The organism is Natrinema caseinilyticum (assembly GCF_024227435.1).
GTDB classification, from domain to species: domain Archaea; phylum Halobacteriota; class Halobacteria; order Halobacteriales; family Natrialbaceae; genus Natrinema; species Natrinema caseinilyticum.
The window spans coordinates 1,370,877-1,387,525 of the sequence record NZ_CP100445.1 but is presented as its reverse complement, the minus strand read 5'-3'; the positions used below and the strand labels follow the sequence as shown (position 1 = coordinate 1,387,525).

Annotated in this window: 18 protein-coding genes; 13 read left to right on the top strand and 5 right to left on the bottom strand. The window is 65.0% G+C overall.

What is annotated here, in order from left to right:
• Window positions 1–42: 42 nt before the first annotated feature.
• Both NJT13_RS06730 and NJT13_RS06725 read left to right on the top strand, forming a co-directional pair.
• Window positions 43–216 carry a hypothetical protein gene (locus NJT13_RS06730; RefSeq protein ID WP_254524802.1) on the top strand — a complete coding sequence of 58 codons (174 nt, stop codon included), beginning with the start codon at window positions 43–45 and terminating at the stop codon, window positions 214–216.
• A 268-nt stretch (window positions 217–484) separates the two neighbouring features.
• Window positions 485–1,186, top strand: a complete 702-nt coding sequence (locus NJT13_RS06725) for a phosphoglycerol geranylgeranyltransferase (protein ID WP_254524801.1) — start codon at window positions 485–487, stop codon at window positions 1,184–1,186.
• A 277-nt stretch (window positions 1,187–1,463) separates the two neighbouring features.
• On the opposite strand, the gene NJT13_RS06720 is transcribed toward NJT13_RS06725, so the two are convergent.
• Window positions 1,464–2,279, bottom strand: a complete 816-nt coding sequence (locus NJT13_RS06720; RefSeq protein WP_254524800.1) for an SIR2 family NAD-dependent protein deacylase — start codon at window positions 2,277–2,279, stop codon at window positions 1,464–1,466.
• A 96-nt stretch (window positions 2,280–2,375) separates the two neighbouring features.
• Between NJT13_RS06720 and NJT13_RS06715 the strand changes: the two genes are divergently transcribed.
• The 6 genes from NJT13_RS06715 (at window position 2,376) to NJT13_RS06690 (ending at window position 7,854) form a co-directional block, all read left to right on the top strand.
• The gene (locus NJT13_RS06715) at window positions 2,376–2,630 is read left to right on the top strand and encodes an antitoxin VapB family protein (RefSeq protein ID WP_254524799.1); all 255 of its coding nucleotides are present in this window, start codon (window positions 2,376–2,378) and stop codon (window positions 2,628–2,630) included.
• Window positions 2,631–3,002, top strand: a complete 372-nt coding sequence (locus NJT13_RS06710; RefSeq protein WP_254524798.1) for a type II toxin-antitoxin system VapC family toxin — start codon at window positions 2,631–2,633, stop codon at window positions 3,000–3,002.
• Window positions 3,003–3,070: 68 nt separating this feature from the next.
• The gene (gene aspS, locus NJT13_RS06705) at window positions 3,071–4,375 is read left to right on the top strand and encodes an aspartate--tRNA(Asn) ligase (protein ID WP_254524797.1); all 1,305 of its coding nucleotides are present in this window, start codon (window positions 3,071–3,073) and stop codon (window positions 4,373–4,375) included.
• A gap of 193 nt (window positions 4,376–4,568) precedes the next feature.
• Window positions 4,569–5,402: a pantoate kinase gene (locus NJT13_RS06700; protein WP_254524796.1), complete on the top strand. Its 834-nt coding sequence runs from the start codon at window positions 4,569–4,571 to the stop codon at window positions 5,400–5,402.
• A gap of 319 nt (window positions 5,403–5,721) precedes the next feature.
• Window positions 5,722–6,990 carry a cell division protein CdpA domain-containing protein gene (locus tag NJT13_RS06695; RefSeq protein WP_425499790.1) on the top strand — a complete coding sequence of 423 codons (1,269 nt, stop codon included), beginning with the start codon at window positions 5,722–5,724 and terminating at the stop codon, window positions 6,988–6,990.
• 216 nt (window positions 6,991–7,206) lie between these two features.
• Window positions 7,207–7,854 (top strand): helix-turn-helix domain-containing protein, encoded by a 648-nt coding sequence (locus NJT13_RS06690; RefSeq protein WP_254524795.1) that lies wholly within the window; start codon window positions 7,207–7,209, stop codon window positions 7,852–7,854.
• 119 nt (window positions 7,855–7,973) lie between these two features.
• On the opposite strand, the gene NJT13_RS06685 is transcribed toward NJT13_RS06690, so the two are convergent.
• Entirely contained in the window at window positions 7,974–8,675 is a 702-nt protein-coding gene (locus NJT13_RS06685; RefSeq protein WP_254524794.1) for a class I SAM-dependent methyltransferase, read from the bottom strand.
• A 213-nt stretch (window positions 8,676–8,888) separates the two neighbouring features.
• Here NJT13_RS06685 and NJT13_RS06680 point away from each other — a divergent pair, with 213 nt between their 5' ends.
• The 5 genes from NJT13_RS06680 (at window position 8,889) to NJT13_RS06660 (ending at window position 14,197) form a co-directional block, all read left to right on the top strand.
• Window positions 8,889–9,668 (top strand): 4-phosphopantoate--beta-alanine ligase, encoded by a 780-nt coding sequence (locus NJT13_RS06680; protein ID WP_254524793.1) that lies wholly within the window; start codon window positions 8,889–8,891, stop codon window positions 9,666–9,668.
• Window positions 9,669–9,905: 237 nt separating this feature from the next.
• The gene (locus tag NJT13_RS06675; protein WP_254524792.1) at window positions 9,906–10,859 is read left to right on the top strand and encodes a hypothetical protein; all 954 of its coding nucleotides are present in this window, start codon (window positions 9,906–9,908) and stop codon (window positions 10,857–10,859) included.
• A gap of 123 nt (window positions 10,860–10,982) precedes the next feature.
• A complete protein-coding gene (locus NJT13_RS06670; RefSeq protein WP_254524791.1) occupies window positions 10,983–11,963 on the top strand; it encodes a tyrosine--tRNA ligase in 981 nt (326 codons plus the stop codon).
• Window positions 11,964–12,042: 79 nt separating this feature from the next.
• The gene (locus NJT13_RS06665; protein WP_254524790.1) at window positions 12,043–13,182 is read left to right on the top strand and encodes an acyl-CoA dehydrogenase family protein; all 1,140 of its coding nucleotides are present in this window, start codon (window positions 12,043–12,045) and stop codon (window positions 13,180–13,182) included.
• A gap of 76 nt (window positions 13,183–13,258) precedes the next feature.
• Window positions 13,259–14,197 carry a biotin--[acetyl-CoA-carboxylase] ligase gene (locus tag NJT13_RS06660; RefSeq protein ID WP_254524789.1) on the top strand — a complete coding sequence of 313 codons (939 nt, stop codon included), beginning with the start codon at window positions 13,259–13,261 and terminating at the stop codon, window positions 14,195–14,197.
• Between the two features lie 115 nt (window positions 14,198–14,312).
• On the opposite strand, the gene NJT13_RS06655 is transcribed toward NJT13_RS06660, so the two are convergent.
• From NJT13_RS06655 to NJT13_RS06645, 3 genes are read right to left on the bottom strand one after another with little or no spacing between them, the layout of a single operon-like run.
• The gene (locus tag NJT13_RS06655; RefSeq protein WP_254524788.1) at window positions 14,313–14,693 is read right to left on the bottom strand and encodes a DUF7268 family protein; all 381 of its coding nucleotides are present in this window, start codon (window positions 14,691–14,693) and stop codon (window positions 14,313–14,315) included.
• A complete protein-coding gene (locus NJT13_RS06650) occupies window positions 14,680–15,603 on the bottom strand; it encodes an ABC transporter permease (protein WP_254524787.1) in 924 nt (307 codons plus the stop codon). The genes NJT13_RS06655 and NJT13_RS06650 overlap by 14 nt, the downstream gene beginning before the upstream one ends.
• A complete protein-coding gene (locus NJT13_RS06645) occupies window positions 15,600–16,613 on the bottom strand; it encodes an ABC transporter permease (RefSeq protein WP_254524786.1) in 1,014 nt (337 codons plus the stop codon). The genes NJT13_RS06650 and NJT13_RS06645 overlap by 4 nt, the downstream gene beginning before the upstream one ends.
• Between the last annotated feature and the right edge of the window lie 36 nt (window positions 16,614–16,649).

Below are 16,649 nucleotides of genomic sequence, written 5' to 3'. Positions count from 1 at the left end.
ACAGAGCCTTGACTGCGAACCGAGTAGACGGGACGAGTACCAATGTGTGAACATTCACCAGAGTGTTCGAACGGGGCCACGTGCCAACTCGTCCTCGAGAACGGCAACACCGGACTCGAGATCGCCGAGTACTACTGCAAGGCTCACCTCGTCCTGCGGATCTGGGAGGTCGAAAACGACAGTTCGCTCAGGGCTGTCAGCGCCGAACAACTCTGACCACCAGCCCGCGCGCAGGCCCACAGGACACGGCACGCTGGTCGCGTCGGCTACCGACTGCTCCGCAACCGTCCGGGGTGGGCCCCGGCCCCTCGGTCGCGGCGGCCGATCGAATCGGTTCGATCGCGAACCGTCGTCGCCGTGAATACCCGCCCGGACGGTCCTCGAGACCGCTCGTCGAGGCCGCTCGGGTACGGTGGCTGACCGCGACGGTCCGAGACGGGGTCGTTCCGTAGCGTTTTTGCTGGTTGTCGGGAAACGACGCGGTATGACTACCCCCTGGGAGGACTGGAACCACATTCTCAAGATCGATCCCGACAAGGAGTTACCCGAGGGTGTGACCTACGGCGATCTCTGTGCGACCGGCACCGACGCCATCGAAGTCGGCGGCACGTTGGGCGTCACCCGAGAGAACATGAGCGCCGTCATCGAGGCCTGTGCCGAACACGACGTCGCCCTCTATCTGGAACCCTCGAGCCCCGACGTCGTCCTCGACGACGACGTGCTGGACGGCTATCTCATTCCGACCGTGTTCAACGCCGGCTCTCCGTTCTGGATCACCGAAGCCCACAAGGAGTGGGTCCGGCTCGAGGGCGAACTCGACTGGGAACGGACGACGACCGAGGCGTACATCGTGTTGAATCCCGAAGCCGACGTGGCGACGTTGACGGAGGCGAACTGTGATCTCGGCGCCGACGACGTCGCTGCCTACGCGACGGTCGCCGAGCGCATGTTCGGTCAGGAAATCGTCTACGTCGAGTACTCCGGTATGCTCGGCGACGAAGGCGTCGTCGAGGCGGCCGCAAACGCGACCGACGAAGCGACGGTGTTCTACGGCGGTGGAATCCACGACTACGATTCGGCGTATTCGATGGCTCAGTACGCAGACGTCATCGTCGTCGGCGATCTCGCACACGACGAAGGAATCGAGGCGGTTCGGGAAACCGTGGCCGCGGCCAACGACGCGTAGATTCCGATCGCTCGTTCTCGATCAGCATCCTGATCGGCGGCCTGAACCGTTCTGTCTCTTCGCGGCGCACGACCGCGCTCGAGCCCTTCGCAGCGTTCGAGGCGTCGTCGCCCGCGCTCGTACCCGGACCGACCCTCGACGCTGCCGCCGGCGGATGTCGACCTCGAGCGCCAGTACGCTCCCGACCGGGTGGAAGTCGTGATACCGGCCGACCGGCTCGCGGTCCGGAACGCGCATCCCGACGTCCGGGCACCCGTTCGAGCCGCGACGGTCCCGCTCACTCGCTCAGCCGCTCGAGGCGGTCTCGGAGCCGCGGGAGGGCAGCCGTCACGTCGTCGCGGATGACCACGTCGGCGGTGTCGTCACACGGGGTCGATTCGAGGTTGACGAGTCCGACCGTCGCTCCCGAGGACGCGGCGAGTCGCGGCAGCGAGGCGGCGGGCTCGACGACGAGCGAGGAGCCGATCGCGAGGAAGACGTCGCTCTCGCGGGCGAGCGAGCGGGCGCGCTGGAAGACCGCCTCGGGAAGTCGCTCCCCGAAGAGGACGACGTCGGGTTTGAAGACGCCGCCGCACTCGCACGTCGGCGGGCGTTCGCCCCCGACGACGCGCTCGAAGATCGGATCGGCGTCGCTGTGGGTCCCACACTCGATACAGCGAACCCGCTGGGAGTTGCCGTGAATCTCGAGGATGGTCGTTTCGCGCCCGTCTGCGGTGTCTGTTCCGTCCCCGCCAGACCCCGATCCGTCGTCGATCGATGCCGCGGCCTCGGCGTGTAAGCCGTCCGTGTTCTGCGTGAGGATGGCCTCGAGATGGCCGTCTCGCCCCATCGAGGCGAGCGCCTCGTGAGCCGCGTTGGGTCGGTACTCCTCGCCGAACAGTTCGCGCTGTAACTCGACGCGGTCCGCCCAGAACCCCTCGGGGTCGCGCTGGAACCGACCGTAGGCGAACTGCCCCTCGTCGAAGTTCTCCCAGACGCCGTCGTCGCCCCGGAAGGTCGGCACGCCGGAGGGTGCCGAGATCCCCGCGCCGGTAAACGCGACGACCGTCTCCGCGCGCTGTACCTCGGTCGCGAGTCGCTCGAGTTCGTCCATATCGAACGGCCGTCGTCAAAACTCAAATACGGTATGGTCGGTAAGGGGTAGCAGCGAAATATACATAAGCACAACTGAGAAACAATAGATGCACAGATGGGAAGCAAGACGGTCAGCCTGAAAGATGAAACCTATCGCCGTCTCGATAGAGAGAAACGGGACGGTGAGAGCTTCAGCGACGCTATCGATCGCCTGCTCGCCGAGGACGACACGAATCCGCTGCGTGAACTGATCGGTCTCCTCGATAACGACGAAGCAGCGGCGGTCAGAAGACGGTCAGAGGAGTTTCGTGCGGACGTAAACGAGCGGTTCGATGACTCTGAGTCGAGACGGCCTGAGGAGAACCAGTAGATGGTCGTCTTAGACAGCTGCTTTCTCATCGATCTCTTCGCCGAAGACGCGGCCGCGATCGCGAAACTGGACGAATTCGACTGGCGAAGTGCGTCAGTTTCGACGCTCACCGTTTCGGAGGTCGGATTCGGCCTCTCGGCCACCGACCGAGACCGGTTCGAGTCGATCGTACAGCGAGTAGACGTCCTTCCGTATGGCCTTGCGGAATCCCGTCGAGCGATGGAAGAACAGCGGGAACTCAGAGACCGAGGCCGACAGATCGGTGCGATCGACGTGATGATCGCGGCGACGGCCGTCGAGGCGAACAAACCCGTGGTCACCAGAAACGTCGGCGAGTTCCAACGGACGAACGCCTCGGTGACGCCGTACTGACCGAACCGTCGGCGAACTCTCGAGTCGGAACGACTGCGCTTAAGTTCCGGCTACGATAACCGGGAGGTATGCAGGACAGAACCTATACTGCCGACGCCGAGCCGGGCGACGAGGTCACCGTCGCCGGCTGGGTCCACGAGATTCGCGACCTCGGGGGCATCGCGTTCCTGATCCTCCGGGATACCACCGGCAAGATCCAGATCAAATTCGAGAAAGACGAGATGGACGACGAACTGGTCGAGACGGGCCTCGACGCGTCCCGCGAAAGCGTCGTCACGGTTTCCGGATCGGTCGAAGAGGAACCGCGCGCGCCGACGGGCGTCGAGATCTCGCCTGAGTCGGTCGAGGTCGTCGCGCCCGCCGATCCCGAACTGCCGCTCGATCCGTCCGGCAAGGTCGACGCCGACCTCTCGACGCGTCTGGACAACCGCACGCTCGATCTGCGCAAGGACGACGTCCAGGCAGTCTTCGAGGTCCGCGCGGAGATCCTGCGCGCGGTCCGCGAGCGGTTCCGGGAGTTCGACTGTACGGAGATCAACACGCCGAAGATCGTCGCCACCGGGACCGAAGGCGGCACGGAACTCTTCCCGATCACCTACTTCGGCGAAGAGGCGTTCATGAACCAGTCCCCGCAACTGTTCAAGCAGCTCATCGCGGGCTCGAACGTCGAACGCGTCTTCGAGATCGGACCGATCTTCCGCGCGGAGGAGCACAACACGCCCCGACACCTGAACGAGGCGACCTCGATCGACTTCGAGGGGGCGTTCTGCGACCAGAACGATGCCATGGACGTCGTCGAGGGTGTCGTAACGGCCGCCTACGAAGCGGTCGAGGAGAACTGCGGTCGCCAACTCGAGGCGATGGGTCTCGAAGACGAGTTCGACGTCCCTGACGAGGCGTTCCCGCGTCTCAGCTACGAGGAGGCGATCGAGCGGATCAACGCGACGGGCGAACTCGACGAGCAACTGGTCTGGGGGGACGACCTCCCGACGGAAGGCGAAAAGGCCCTCGGGAAGGACGTCGGCGGTCACTACTTCATCACGGACTGGCCGAGCGAAATCAAGCCGTTCTACATCAAGGATCACGACGACGATCCGGACCTGTCGACCGGGTTCGATCTGATGCACCCCCGCATGGAACTGGTGTCCGGCGGGCAGCGCGAACACCGGTACGATACCCTCATCGAGGGCTTCGAACAGCAGGGGCTCGATCCCGACCAGTTCGAATACTACACGAAGATGTTCAAGTACGGCATGCCGCCCCACGCCGGCTTCGGCCTCGGCGGCGAGCGACTCGTCATGACGCTTCTCGACCTCGAGAACATCCGGGAAGCCGTCCTCTTCCCGCGAGATCGGCAGCGTCTGAGTCCCTAGACGAAGACGTCTCGCGAGACCGCCAGCGGCTGAGCCCGTCGGGCTCACCGCGACCCGTCGAGCGGGAGCGCGTGGGGCCTCCGATCCCCCTCTCCCCGCGAGATCACCGGCGTCGGCGTTCGTCCTGGACCGCGCGTATTCCGACGCGGGAATCTTCAACGTTATACCGTTTGGGCCGAAACGCGGAGGCGTAATGCGTGAGGAGGCGACGGCGTTCGTACCCGGACACATCACCGGCTTTTTCAGCGCTCACCCGGACGAGGATCCGACCAGAGCCGGTTCCCGAGGTGCGGGACTGACGCTGACGGACGGTGTCGAATTGACGGTCGAACCAGCGACAGGAGACGAATCGACCGTCGTACTCGACGGGACTGAAATCGACGTCGAACCGGTGACGACCGTTCTCGAGACGCTCGACGCGACCGCACGCGTCGAGGCCGAATCCGAGTTACCGCTGGGGGCGGGATTCGGCGTCTCGGGTGCGTTGGCGCTCGGGACGGCGCTCGCGGCGAACCGGGTGTTCGAGCGCACGCTCTCGATGAACGAACTCGTGACGATCGCCCACGGCGCGGAGGTACAGGCGGGGACCGGGCTCGGCGACGTGGTCGCGCAGGCTCACGGCGGCGTCCCGATCCGCCTGGAGCCCGGCGGTCCACAGAACAACCAACTGGACGCGATTCCGGAGCGGGCGCGCGTGGAATACGTTTCGTTCGGCGGACTGTCGACGGCCGACGTCCTCTCCGAGGACACGGACCAGCTGACGGCCGCCGGGAGGGAGGCCCTCGCCAGGATCGTCGAGGAGCCGACCCTTCTGTCGTTCGTGTACGCCTCACGGCTGTTCGCCCGCGATGCGGACCTGCTTACCGAGCGCGTCACGGAGACGATCGCCGACGTGTCGGACGTCGACGGCCAGGCCTCGATGGCCATGCTCGGGGAGACCGTGTTCGCGCTCGGGACGGGGCTGTCCGACGCCGGCTACGACCCGTCCGTCTGTGCGACCCATCCGGCCGGTGCCATGTTGCGGTAGAACCGTCCGGCATCTATCAACTCGAGCATACGTGTCGCAGTCGAATTGATAGACGGACATGTAATTTGGTTCGTTCGACACGCCGTTCGCGGGACGACTTCTGAGGGAATCCCCTCACTCCGAAAACTCCATATCTTGACTGATACTCTTGGCCGTTAGAAGGCTTTTCCCGCCGAATTGAGTCCGTTAACCGACCGAATCCGTTTTCGGCGGTAATTGGCGAGCGCCATCGATGTTACTCCCATCTTATATGACAGATAATAAATTGGTGGCCAGAACTTCATTATGGTGCGTTCAAGTTATCCGGTCAAGTCTGGCGATGGCTTCACGAACTGACATTCACCAAAGCTTGTTTCAGTTGTACGAACACTACGTCGGTGAACCCGACTCGAGCAAGGACGTGTACGGCTATTGGCTGTTCATCGTCGGGTACATCGTCGGGGCAGCCGGCGTCGCAACCTTCGTCGTCGGATACGCGGGCGAAGCGAACTCCTACACGCTGATCAAGATTTCCGGTATCACGGCGGCGACTGGGCTCGCGTTTTGCCTGTTCGGTATCGTACTGATGTTGCCGGTGCGAAAGCGAGGGATCCAGGCCAGTTTCGTCGGCCTGCTCGTCTCGTTTGCGGGCGTGGGGTTCTTCGGGTGGGCCTACCCGTACAACTGGCGAGCCCTCGGGACGGACTACAGCGTGGAAGTAATTTCCGTCTACACGTTCGGGATCGGGATCGTCGCGGGGGTCACGGCTCTCGTTCCCGTCCTCACGGGACAGCGAGGGATGTTCGTCGAGGAGGAAGGACAGACCGAGGACCCGCCGATTCTCACCGGCGATGCCATGGAAAGCGCTCAGTTCGCCGTCTTCCGGGACGAGAACGGCGACTGGAAGTGGCACGTGCTTCACCTCGAGGCGCTGTCACAGAGCAACGAAAGTGCGGTGACGCGGCCGGACGCCACGGAGGGCATCGAGTGCGTCAAGTCCCAGATCAGCTCCGCTGGCCTGATGGAGCTGACGACGTCGGCGTTCCGGCTCTACGAGGACCGCGACGGAACGTGGCAGTGGACGCTCGCGCGCGAAGACGGTTCGATCGTCGGCGCCTGTGCCGGCGAGTTCGACCGGCGCGACGGTGCCGAGGAGTCGGTGAGCTTCCTGAAGGATCGCGGCCCCGAAGCCGACGTGATCGAGATCGAGGTCGTCCGCCAGCTCGCACCGATGGCCGGCCGGGTGGACTTCGACGTCGCCTCGTTCGAACTCGTCGCCGACGAGGACGACCGCTGGCGCTGGCGGCTCATCGACGAAGACGGCCGGACCGTCGCGACCGGGTCGGAGGCACACGAGACGTCCGACGACGCCCGCGAGGCCTTGGCGGACGTGCGCGAGCTAATCGAGTCGGCGAGCATCCTCGAGATCGACAGCGTCTCGTTCGAACTCCACACCGACGAAGACGGCTGGGTCTGGCAGCTGATCGACGGGTTCGGGTCCACGATGGCAGAGAGCACGCAGACCTACGAGACCCGGACCGCCGCCCGGGAGGCGATGAACGACGTGAAGGCACAGGCGCCCGAAGGCTGGATCACGTTCACGGAGTAACGCCACCTTCGGCGCGAGAAGCCGCCTGCCAACCGAACTATTCTGCTTTCGATCGACGCTCCGCGACTCGGCGAGGCCGATTCGGATGGACGACGTGTGTCATCGGCTCGAAACGGCTCTCGAGCGGACGCTCGAGGAGACGGTGTAGATCGTCGGATAGCCGTTCGAAGGCGATACCGATCGTGAATTTATAGCAAACGAGCGCGATTTCGAATCATGAAATCGATGCGTCTCGAACTCGCGTTCACGAGAGAGACGACGCCTCCGATACACGACGGCATCTGTTCGTCCCCGGATCTCGATCGCGAGATCATCGTCGGCGGGCAAGCGGTGGACGGCGTGGAGACGATAACCTCGTTCGTCTACGGCGACCCTGAGACCTACGAGGCGCTGTTGCTCGAGCACGAACCGGTCGTCGAGTACGACATGACGCCGTCCGAGGACGGGTTCTTTCTGTATCTCCGTCGCGAACTCCAGTCCGAGGGGCTGTCGTTGCTGAACGCGCTCTCTCAGGACACCGTCGTGGTCGTGCCGCCGATCGAGATCCGGTCCGATCGGTCGGTTCGGATGACGATCGTCGGCTGTGCGGCGGATCTAACCGGCGTCGTCGACGACCTCTCCGCGGACGTGACGGTCGACGTCCGCTGGGTGAGCGACGACGTAACGGTTACCGAGACGCCCGTTTCCGATCGACAGTTGACAGCGCTCCAGGCCGCCCGAAACGTCGGATTCTACGAAATCCCCCGGCGGGAGGGGATCGAGGCCGTCGCGGACGAACTCGGGTGTGCCGTCTCGACCGCCTCGGAACTGGTCCGTCGCGGCGAAGCGAACGCGGTCGAACGAGTGCTCGAGGGAGGGCCGTAGTAGTCGTTGAAAGGCAGTACACACCCCGCTCGCGAATTCGCGGCCGGCGGGTTCTCGCTGGCCGCCGTCCGGTGAGCCGAGGGTACATCGTTTCGACGACTGTTATCGGTCGGGACGGATCAGTCCCCGTTTCGTTTCGTACAGATCGCCGCGTACGCGGTGCCGGCCAAGGCGGTGTCGACGATCTCGAAGTCGTCGAAGACGGCGGCGATCGACGCCGTGACATCGCCGTCGGGGTTCCAGTTCGCATACCAGCGAAAGAACCGCCAGATGAGGGGGTTCAAGACTCGAGCGGGACCGCTCGGAACCGGCCGGACGTCGACGACCGCGGCCCGTCCGCCGGGGACCAGCGACCGGTAAACGGTCTTCGTGGCACGGCGGACGTCGGGCATGACGGAGAGAGAAAGCGTCGCGAGTGCCGCATCGAACGGCTCGTCGAACTCGGCCGTCGTCGCGTCGGCTCGTCGCAGCCGAACGTTCTCCCAGCCGCGACCCTCGACCCGCTCTCGCGCGTTTGCGAGCATTCCCGGGCTGTAATCGACGGCGACGAGTTCGCCGTCCGCGCCGATTTCGCCACGCACTCGCTCGAAGTTAACGCCCGGACCGCAGCCGACCTCGAGCACGCGATCTCCGGGTTCGAGGGCCAGTCGATCGATCGCCCGCTCGCGGATCGGTTCGAAATCGTTCTCGCTCATCGTGTAGTGGTCGCTCCAGCGATCCCACACCGTCCGACTGCGCTCGAGGTGGTCCTCGTACCCATCGTCGGTCGAGTCGTCGCCGTTCGGCGTGTCCCCGCGTTGCTCCCGCTGTTGTGTGGCCATGTTCTCGAGTGGGGTCGAGACGAACGTGTATCTGAGCACGAACCCTATCGCCTATTTATACGGGCGGCGGGATCGCCGAAACGGTACCGGTCTCCGCGCTCCGAGGCGGACGACGATTCGAACGACTCGGCGTCGAAGCGCCCCGCGGCGGCGACGGCACCCGGACGACGACCGATCGGGCCGTTTTTTATCGACCGAATCCAGTGATCGATCGTGAGCGATTACGACACCGTCTCCGCCGACGTCGAGCACGAAGAGGAGATCCCGGAGGACCATCCCAGATACCAGGACCTGCTCACCCGCCATCGAATCGAGGCGGGCGTCGAGAAGGGAATCACGCACCTCCAGGGGATGCACGCCGAGGGTCGGGGCAGCGCGTTCGACTACCTGCTGGGCGAGGAGACCATCCCCAGCGCCGACGACGCAGAACGAGCGGCCGCAGCCCACCTCCTCCTCGCGGACCGTCCCGTCCTCTCGATCAACGGCAACGTCGCGGCGCTGGTTCCCGGCGAGATGGTCGACCTCGCCGCTGCCACGAGCGCCGACCTCGAGGTAAATCTCTTCAATCGGACTCCCGAGCGGATCGAGGCCATCGCCGACCACCTGCGCGAGCACGGCGCGGACGAGGTGAAAGGACTCGAGGCCGACGCTCACATCCCGAATCTGGACCACGAACGGTCGAAGGTCGACGCCGACGGAATCTACGAGGCGGACGTGGTACTCGTCCCGCTCGAGGACGGCGATCGCGCCGAGGCGCTAGACGAGATGGGCAAGACCGAGATCGTGATCGACCTCAACCCGCTGTCGCGCTCGCCGCAGGTGGCCGACGTGCCGATCGTCGACAACATCATCCGTGCGGTGCCGAACGTGACCGAGCACGCCCGGGAACTGGCCGACGTCGACGAGGCCGACCTCGAGGCGATCGTCGCGGACTTCGACCGGGACCGCGCGCTCGAGAACGCCGAAGAGCGGATCCGGTCGGGCGACCTCTGAACCGTCGTGGCGTCGTCGAACCGGGAGTGCGCCCGTCACATCGCTCCGGACGGTCGGGACAGTCGCGACCGCGACGGTCGATTGGCTCGAGTCGCTCGCGGCGACGACCTGGGGGAATCGGATTCGCCTCCGCCTCGGGTTCGATCCGCCTGGTCCCCCGTTCGTCGTGACGTCGGGTCGTTCGTACCTGCGAGCCCCCGTTCGTTTTATCCGATCAGACGCCGATAGTATCGGCAGATGCCTCCCCTCGGCAAAACGCTGAGAACCGCATATCGGGAACTTCGATCGAACTACGACGACCCGAGGTGGCGGCGCGGCCGGATTCGCGACCGGATCATCAACCCCGTCCACGAGCACGTCTATCCCACCTCCGACGGTGCGATCGACGTGATGGCCGAAGACTGGGATACGCTGGTCGTACTCGACGCGTGTCGAGCGGATCTGTTCGAAGCGCACGCCGACGTCTCGACGTTCGATTCGTACCGTCGTGTGACGAGTAACGCCAGTGCCACGATGGAGTGGGCCGACCGTACCTTCTCGTCGGAGCGATTCGGGGATACCGTCTACGTAACCGCGAATCCGTTCATCTCGAAACGCGCCGGGGACTCGTTCCACGAACTCGTCGAGGTCTGGAAGGAGTCGTTCGACGAGGAGGAACGAACCGTCCTCCCGGGCGACGTGGCGGCCGCCGCGAAACGTGCCCATCGCGAGTATCCGCACAAGCGGATCATCGCTCACTTCATGCAACCGCACTACCCCTTCGTCCGGTCCGATCTCAGATTCGAGGGGTGGGACCCGAACGAAATTTCGGAGGGCACGGATCGTAACCCGATCCACACCCCGTGGGACGCGCTCAGACACGGCCTCGTCGACCTGGACTCGGTGTGGACGGCGTACGGTGAGAACTTGGCCCACGCGCTTCCGGCCGTGACCGATCTCGTCGCCGCCATCGAGGGTCGCTGTGTGATCACAGCCGATCACGGGAACGCGATCGGCGAGCGCGCGTGGCCGATCCCGATCCGGATCTACGGCCATCCGGAAGGCGTGCGGACTGCGGGGCTCACGACGGTCCCGTGGGCCGTCGTCGAAAACGGCCCTCGGCGATCGATTACGGAGGGCCCCATCAACGCGGCCGGTTCGGTCGGCGAGCGAGCCACCGAGCGACTGGTCGATCTCGGGTATCGTGCGTAGATCGCTCGCCGCGGGCCGGGGCCCCATCTCCGTGTCACCGAGCGCCTCCGCGATGCGTCCGAACCGCGTCGGGACGAACGCCTTTCAGGAGGTATAAATTCCTCCTCCGGTTTCAGTCCACACATGGACGCCTACGAGTTGATCACGCGAAACGCCGAGGAGGTCGTTACCGACGAGGAGGTCCGCGACCTCGCGGCGGAGCCCGCGGGGAAACGGGTCTACGTCGGTTACGAGCCCTCCGGCGTACTCCACCTGGGCCACTTGCTGACGGCGAACAAGCTCATCGATCTCCAGGACGCCGGACTGGACGTCGTTATTCTGCTGGCGGACGTCCACGCCTACCTCAACGGGAAGGGGACGTTCGAGGAGATTCGCGACACCGCCGAGCAGATGAAAGCCCAGTTCCTCGCGTACGGTCTCGAGGAAGAGACCACGGAGTTCGTCTACGGCTCCGAGTTCCAACTCGACGAGGACTACGTGCTCGACCTCCACACTCTCGAAGTCGAGACGACGATGAATCGCGCCCAGCGCGCGATGGCGGAGATTCAGGGCGGCGAGACGGCCAAGGTGAGTCACCTCGTCTACCCGCTGATGCAGACGCTGGACATCGAGTATCTCGATCTCGATCTGGCCGTCGGCGGGTTGGACCAGCGCAAGGTTCACATGCTCGCCCGCGAGAAGCTCCCCGAACTCGGGTACGAGGTTCGGCCGGCCCTTCACACGCCCATCATCGCTGACCTCACCAGCGGCGACGGGAAGATGTCCTCGAGCGAGGGCGTCACCATCTCGATGGAGGACTCCACCGAGGACATCGAAGAGAAGGTCAACGCGGCCTTTTGCCCGCCGACCCGCGATCCGGAGGGCGACCTCGAGAACCCCGTCCTCGAACTCTTCGAGTACCACGTCTTCCCGCGCTTCGACGAGGTCGTCGTCGAGCGGCCCGAGAAGTACGGCGGCGACCTGACCTACGATGCGTACGACGAACTGGCCGCGGACCTCGAGTCGGGCGAACTCCACCCCGCGGACGCGAAGGGAACGCTCGCGAGCGCTCTCGACGAACTGATCGCCCCGGGTCGAGAGACGTTGCGCGAACTGCGAGAGTGACGACGACCGTCGGTCGATTCGCCTCTCTCCCGCTTTCCGCCTCCCAAGGTTTGACGACCTCTACTCTCGAGAACGACGTATGTCATTCCAGCTCACTGCGGAACAACAGGCAATTCGAGACGCGGTCCGGGAGTTCGGGGAGGCCGAGATCCGACCCGTCGCTGAGGAGTACGAGGCCGACCAGCGATATCCCTCTGATCTCCTGGCGAAAGCGGCCGAACTCGACTTCGTGGCACCGCACGTTCCGGAATCGTACGGCGGTGCCGGGATGGGCCCGATTTCGACGCTGATCGTCACGGAGGAGCTCTGGCGCGCGGATCCGGGAATCGGTGGCTCGATTTCGGCAGCGGATTTCGGTACCGGAATGCTCGTCGAGTACGGTGACGAGCGCCAGTGCGAGGAGTGGTTGCCGAAGATTACCGCCGGCGAGACCCCGATCGCGACCGGTATCTCGGAGCCCGCGCACGGGTCGAACGTGGCGGGGATGGAGACTCGTGCGACGAAAGATGGCGACGAGTGGGTGATCGACGGTCGGAAGATGTGGATCACGAACGGCAGCGTGGCCGACGTGACGATTATCATGGCCAAAACGTCGCCCGAGAACGGGCACGGTGGTATCACCGCCTTCCTCACGCCCACTGACGTCGACGGCTACGAGGCGACGAGGATCACGAACAAACTCGGGATCGAAGCGCAGGACACCGCAGAGATCGTCCTCGACGGACTCCGCGTCCCCGAACGTAACGTCGTTGGCGAGATCGACCGGGGCTTCTATCAGTTAATGCGGTTTTTTGCGAGTGCGCGTGCCGACGTGGCGGCTCAGGCGGTCGGCGTCGCACGGGCGGCTCTCGAGGATTCGATCGCCTACGCCACCGAGCGCGAGCAGTTCGATCGACGGATTTCGGAGTTCCAGGCGATACGCCACCAGATCGCGGAGATGGCAACCAGCGTGGAAGCAGCGCGTTCGCTCGCGTACCGCGCCGGGGCCGCCCTCGAGTCGGGCGACGAGGGCCGTGCGACGCGGCTGGCCTCGATGGCGAAGCTGTTCGCGAGTGAGCGTGCGGTCGACGTCACCGACGAAGCACTGCAGGTACACGGCGGTGCGGGATACGTCTCGGATCACTCGGTCGAACGCTTCTACCGCGACGCTCGGATCACGAAGATCTACGACGGGACGAGCGAAATACAGAAGAACATCATCGCCGGTCACCTTCTCTGATCTCGAGAGGAGCGACGCATACCGGTAGGCGGCTGGACCATGCCGATTGAAGTACGAGCGCTCCCCTCTCGAGGCCATGAACGAGACGCGACGGGCGATCCTCGAGGCGCTCTCGGGCGGGCCGGTGTCGGGGCCCGAGCTGGCAGCCGACCTCGACGTCTCGCGGGCGGCCGTCTGGAAGCACATCGAGGCGCTGCGCGAGTCGAACTTCGACATCGAGAGCGGACCGACCGGCTACGAACTCGCCGACGTCACGGCGTACAACGCTCCGGCGATCGAATTCGGACTCGAGGCGCCGTTTTCGATCGAGTATCACGACGCCGTCGGTAGCACGAACGATCGTGCGCGTCAGCTGGCGGCAGAGGGCGCAGCGAACGTGGCCGTCGTCGCCGGCGAGCAGACCGGCGGGCGCGGTCGCCTCGAGCGCGAGTGGACCGCGCCGGTCGGCGGGGTCTGGGTGAGCATCGTCACTCGACCGACGATCACGACCGCACAGGCGCCGCTGTACACGCTCGCGGCGGCGGTCGCGACGGCGACGGTCGCTCGAGAGGCCGGCGTCGACGCCGGGATCAAGTGGCCGAACGACGTGGTCGTCCCGGTCGGGGACGACGGCGACTATCGAAAACTCGCGGGAATCCTCACGGAGATGGAGGGACAGCCGGATCGGGTCGATTGGGTCGTCCCCGGCATCGGCGTCAACGCCAACATCGACGCCGCCGACCTCCCGGCGGGCGCGACGAGTATCCGCGAGGAGGCGGGCGACGTCGATCGTCGACGCTTCGTCCAGCGACTTCTCGAGGAGTTCGAGCGCTATCGGACCGATATCGAGGCCGTGGTCCCCGCCTGGCGCGACCTGGCGCTGACGCTCGGCCAGCGCGTCAGGGTCGATCGCCCGTCCGGCGAACTCGTCGGAGAGGCGGTCGACATCACGGAGTTCGGCGCGCTCGAGGTCGAGACCGACGACGGGCGGGTGACGGTTTCTGCGGGAGACTGTGAACACTTGCGGCCGGTCTGACCGGTACGACACCGGACGGTTCGGGGACGATCGCGGAACTCGCGAACGATTCGCGACGTCGGTCGCGACTCGAAGGGGGGAATCCGTCGGAGAACGTCGGTCGCGGTGTCGGGTTTCAGACGCCGAGCGCGATCGAACTGGCGGCCGCGGCGACGACCCAGCCCGCGCCCGTCCACGACAGCACGAAAAACGCCTCGCGAGCGCCGGCCTCCGTCCAGCCGGAACTTACGTCGAGGTGATCCTGCATCCCTTCGATGGTTCGTCCGAGGCCGACCGCCGCCGACCACGCGGTGACGCCGAACCCGAGGACGAGCGCGCCGAGCGCAAACGCCGTGTCGGTCGCGGCTCGCGGCGTCCAGACCAGCAGTAGGCCCAGCGAGACGGCCACTCCGAGCGCGGCTCCGACGGCCGCCCAGCGGGCGGCAGCGATCACGAGTCGGCGGGTGTGCCCGAGGGCGGCCCTCGGGACGCGGTCGTCGGAATCAGTCGACGGCATCTCGCATCCGGGGATCGAGGGCATCGCGCATCCCGTCGCCGAGCAGGTTGAAGCCGAGCACGGTGAGAGCGAGGAAGAGGCCGGGGAAGAACGACCACCACCACGCGCCCGAGAACAGGCCGCGCTCGACGCCTTCGGAGAGCATCATCCCCCACGACGGATCGCCGGGGCTCGCGCCGAACCCGAGGAACGACAGCGCCGCGATGTCGATGATGGCAAGGCCGTAGTTCAGCGTCGACTGAACGGTGATCGGCGCCAGGCAGTTCGGCAGGACGTGGCGAACCAGCAGCCGCAGGTCGTTCGCACCGAGCGCACGCGTCGCCTCGATGTACTCGTCCTCGAGCACTTTCAGCGCGGCGCCGCGGACGACGCGGGCGAACCGCGGCGTGTACACGAGCGTGAGGGCGGCGACCGCGCTCCACAGCCCCAGCGACTGGGGGAAGATGGTGACGAGTGCGAGCGCCAGCAGCAGCGACGGGAACGACAGGAGCACGTCCATCGTCCGCATGATGACGTTGTCCGTGAGGTCGCCGTAGTACGCCGAAACGATGCCGGCGGTGATGCCGAGTACCGTGGACGCGAGGACGGTCACGGTCCCGAACTTCATCGCGTACCACGCGCCGTACAGGACGCGCGGGAAGATGTCCCGAGCCTGCCCGTCGGTGCCGAACCAGAACTGGCTACTCGGCGGCGCTTTCGTCGGGTTCGTCTCGAAGCTGGTTCTGACGATGGCGTCGAGGTCGTACGCGAATCGGGCGTAGACGGCGACGGCGACCATTCCGATGATGATGGTGAGGCCGACGACGGCGATGCGGTTCGACAGAAGCTCCGTGAGGAACGGGTTCGCGCGGATGCGCTCGACGGTGCTTCGCTCGAAGTCTGACGATTGGGTTTGTGTTTCCGTGCTCATTGGTCGATCCGTGGGTCGAGAATCGAGTAGGTGATGTCGACGAGGAGATTGACGACCGTGTACATGAACGCGAACACGAGGACGGTCGCCTGCACTACCGGATAGTCGCTCTTGTTGATGGCTTCGACGAGCAGCGTTCCGATACCGTTGATCTGGAAGACGGTCTCGGTCAACACGGAGCCGCCGAGCATCGATCCGAACTGGATCCCGATGATGGTGATGACGGGGATGAACGCGTTCCTGAGCCCGTGTTTCATGATCGTCGTCTTCGCGCCCTGGCCCTTCGCGCGCGCCGTTCGCATGTAGTCCTGGCGAACGACCTCGAGCATCGACGAGCGCATCATCCGAGAGATAAAGGCCATCGAGTAGATACCGAGGACGGCGACGGGCATGGCCAGGTGACTGACCGCGGACTGAAACGCCGCCATATCGCCGGCCAGCAGTGTGTCGACGAGGATGAACCCGGTTTTCGAGTCGATGAAGTGCGTCGACCCGATGCGACCGCTCGTGGGGAGAATCCCCAGAATCTGTGCGAACAACAGGATGAGGAGCGGGCCGCTCCAGTAGATCGGGATGCTGATACCCGCGAGCGCGCCGACCCGGGAGAGGTGATCGGTCAGGGTGTCCTGCTTGACGGCGCTGACGATTCCGAGCGGCAACCCGAACAGCAGCCCCGCGATCGCGCCGAGAATCGCGAGTTCGATGGTGATGGGGAGTCGGTCGGCGAGGATCGCGCTGACGTCGGTGCCGCGCCGGATCTGGTAGGACTCCCCAAACTCGAGCGTCGCGGTGTCGGCGAGGAATCGGAGGTACTGCTGCCAGAGCGGGTCGTCGAGTCCGAGATCGGATCGTATCTGTTCGACGAATTCCGGACTTGCGCGCTGACCCGCGATGGCGACTGCGGGGTCCCCCGGCGAGAGGTGGAGGATACCGAAGACCACCGTCGCCACTCCGAACAGCACCGGACCGAGCAACAGCAGTCGTTTGACGACGAACCGCTTTGATATCATCGTTCGGATATGAGCATAAGTTCTTAAAAATCTCTC

What these genes read in the sequence shown, in the direction of transcription:
- NJT13_RS06700 (WP_254524796.1), top strand. Translation starts at nt 4,569, where the DNA reads ATGCGTGAGGAGGCGACGGCGTTCGTACCCGGACACATCACCGGCTTT.
- NJT13_RS06665 (WP_254524790.1), top strand. Translation starts at nt 12,043, where the DNA reads ATGTCATTCCAGCTCACTGCGGAACAACAGGCAATTCGAGACGCGGTC.
- NJT13_RS06660 (WP_254524789.1), top strand. Translation starts at nt 13,259, where the DNA reads ATGAACGAGACGCGACGGGCGATCCTCGAGGCGCTCTCGGGCGGGCCG.
- NJT13_RS06690 (WP_254524795.1), top strand. Translation starts at nt 7,207, where the DNA reads ATGAAATCGATGCGTCTCGAACTCGCGTTCACGAGAGAGACGACGCCT.
- NJT13_RS06725 (WP_254524801.1), top strand. Translation starts at nt 485, where the DNA reads ATGACTACCCCCTGGGAGGACTGGAACCACATTCTCAAGATCGATCCC.
- NJT13_RS06695 (WP_425499790.1), top strand. Translation starts at nt 5,722, where the DNA reads ATGGCTTCACGAACTGACATTCACCAAAGCTTGTTTCAGTTGTACGAA.
- NJT13_RS06685 (WP_254524794.1), bottom strand. Translation starts at nt 8,675, where the DNA reads ATGGCCACACAACAGCGGGAGCAACGCGGGGACACGCCGAACGGCGAC.
- NJT13_RS06715 (WP_254524799.1), top strand. Translation starts at nt 2,376, where the DNA reads ATGGGAAGCAAGACGGTCAGCCTGAAAGATGAAACCTATCGCCGTCTC.
- NJT13_RS06710 (WP_254524798.1), top strand. Translation starts at nt 2,631, where the DNA reads ATGGTCGTCTTAGACAGCTGCTTTCTCATCGATCTCTTCGCCGAAGAC.
- NJT13_RS06720 (WP_254524800.1), bottom strand. Translation starts at nt 2,279, where the DNA reads ATGGACGAACTCGAGCGACTCGCGACCGAGGTACAGCGCGCGGAGACG.
- NJT13_RS06645 (WP_254524786.1), bottom strand. Translation starts at nt 16,613, where the DNA reads ATGATATCAAAGCGGTTCGTCGTCAAACGACTGCTGTTGCTCGGTCCG.
- NJT13_RS06675 (WP_254524792.1), top strand. Translation starts at nt 9,906, where the DNA reads ATGCCTCCCCTCGGCAAAACGCTGAGAACCGCATATCGGGAACTTCGA.
- NJT13_RS06670 (WP_254524791.1), top strand. Translation starts at nt 10,983, where the DNA reads ATGGACGCCTACGAGTTGATCACGCGAAACGCCGAGGAGGTCGTTACC.
- NJT13_RS06650 (WP_254524787.1), bottom strand. Translation starts at nt 15,603, where the DNA reads ATGAGCACGGAAACACAAACCCAATCGTCAGACTTCGAGCGAAGCACC.
- NJT13_RS06730 (WP_254524802.1), top strand. Translation starts at nt 43, where the DNA reads ATGTGTGAACATTCACCAGAGTGTTCGAACGGGGCCACGTGCCAACTC.
- aspS (WP_254524797.1), top strand. Translation starts at nt 3,071, where the DNA reads ATGCAGGACAGAACCTATACTGCCGACGCCGAGCCGGGCGACGAGGTC.
- NJT13_RS06655 (WP_254524788.1), bottom strand. Translation starts at nt 14,693, where the DNA reads ATGCCGTCGACTGATTCCGACGACCGCGTCCCGAGGGCCGCCCTCGGG.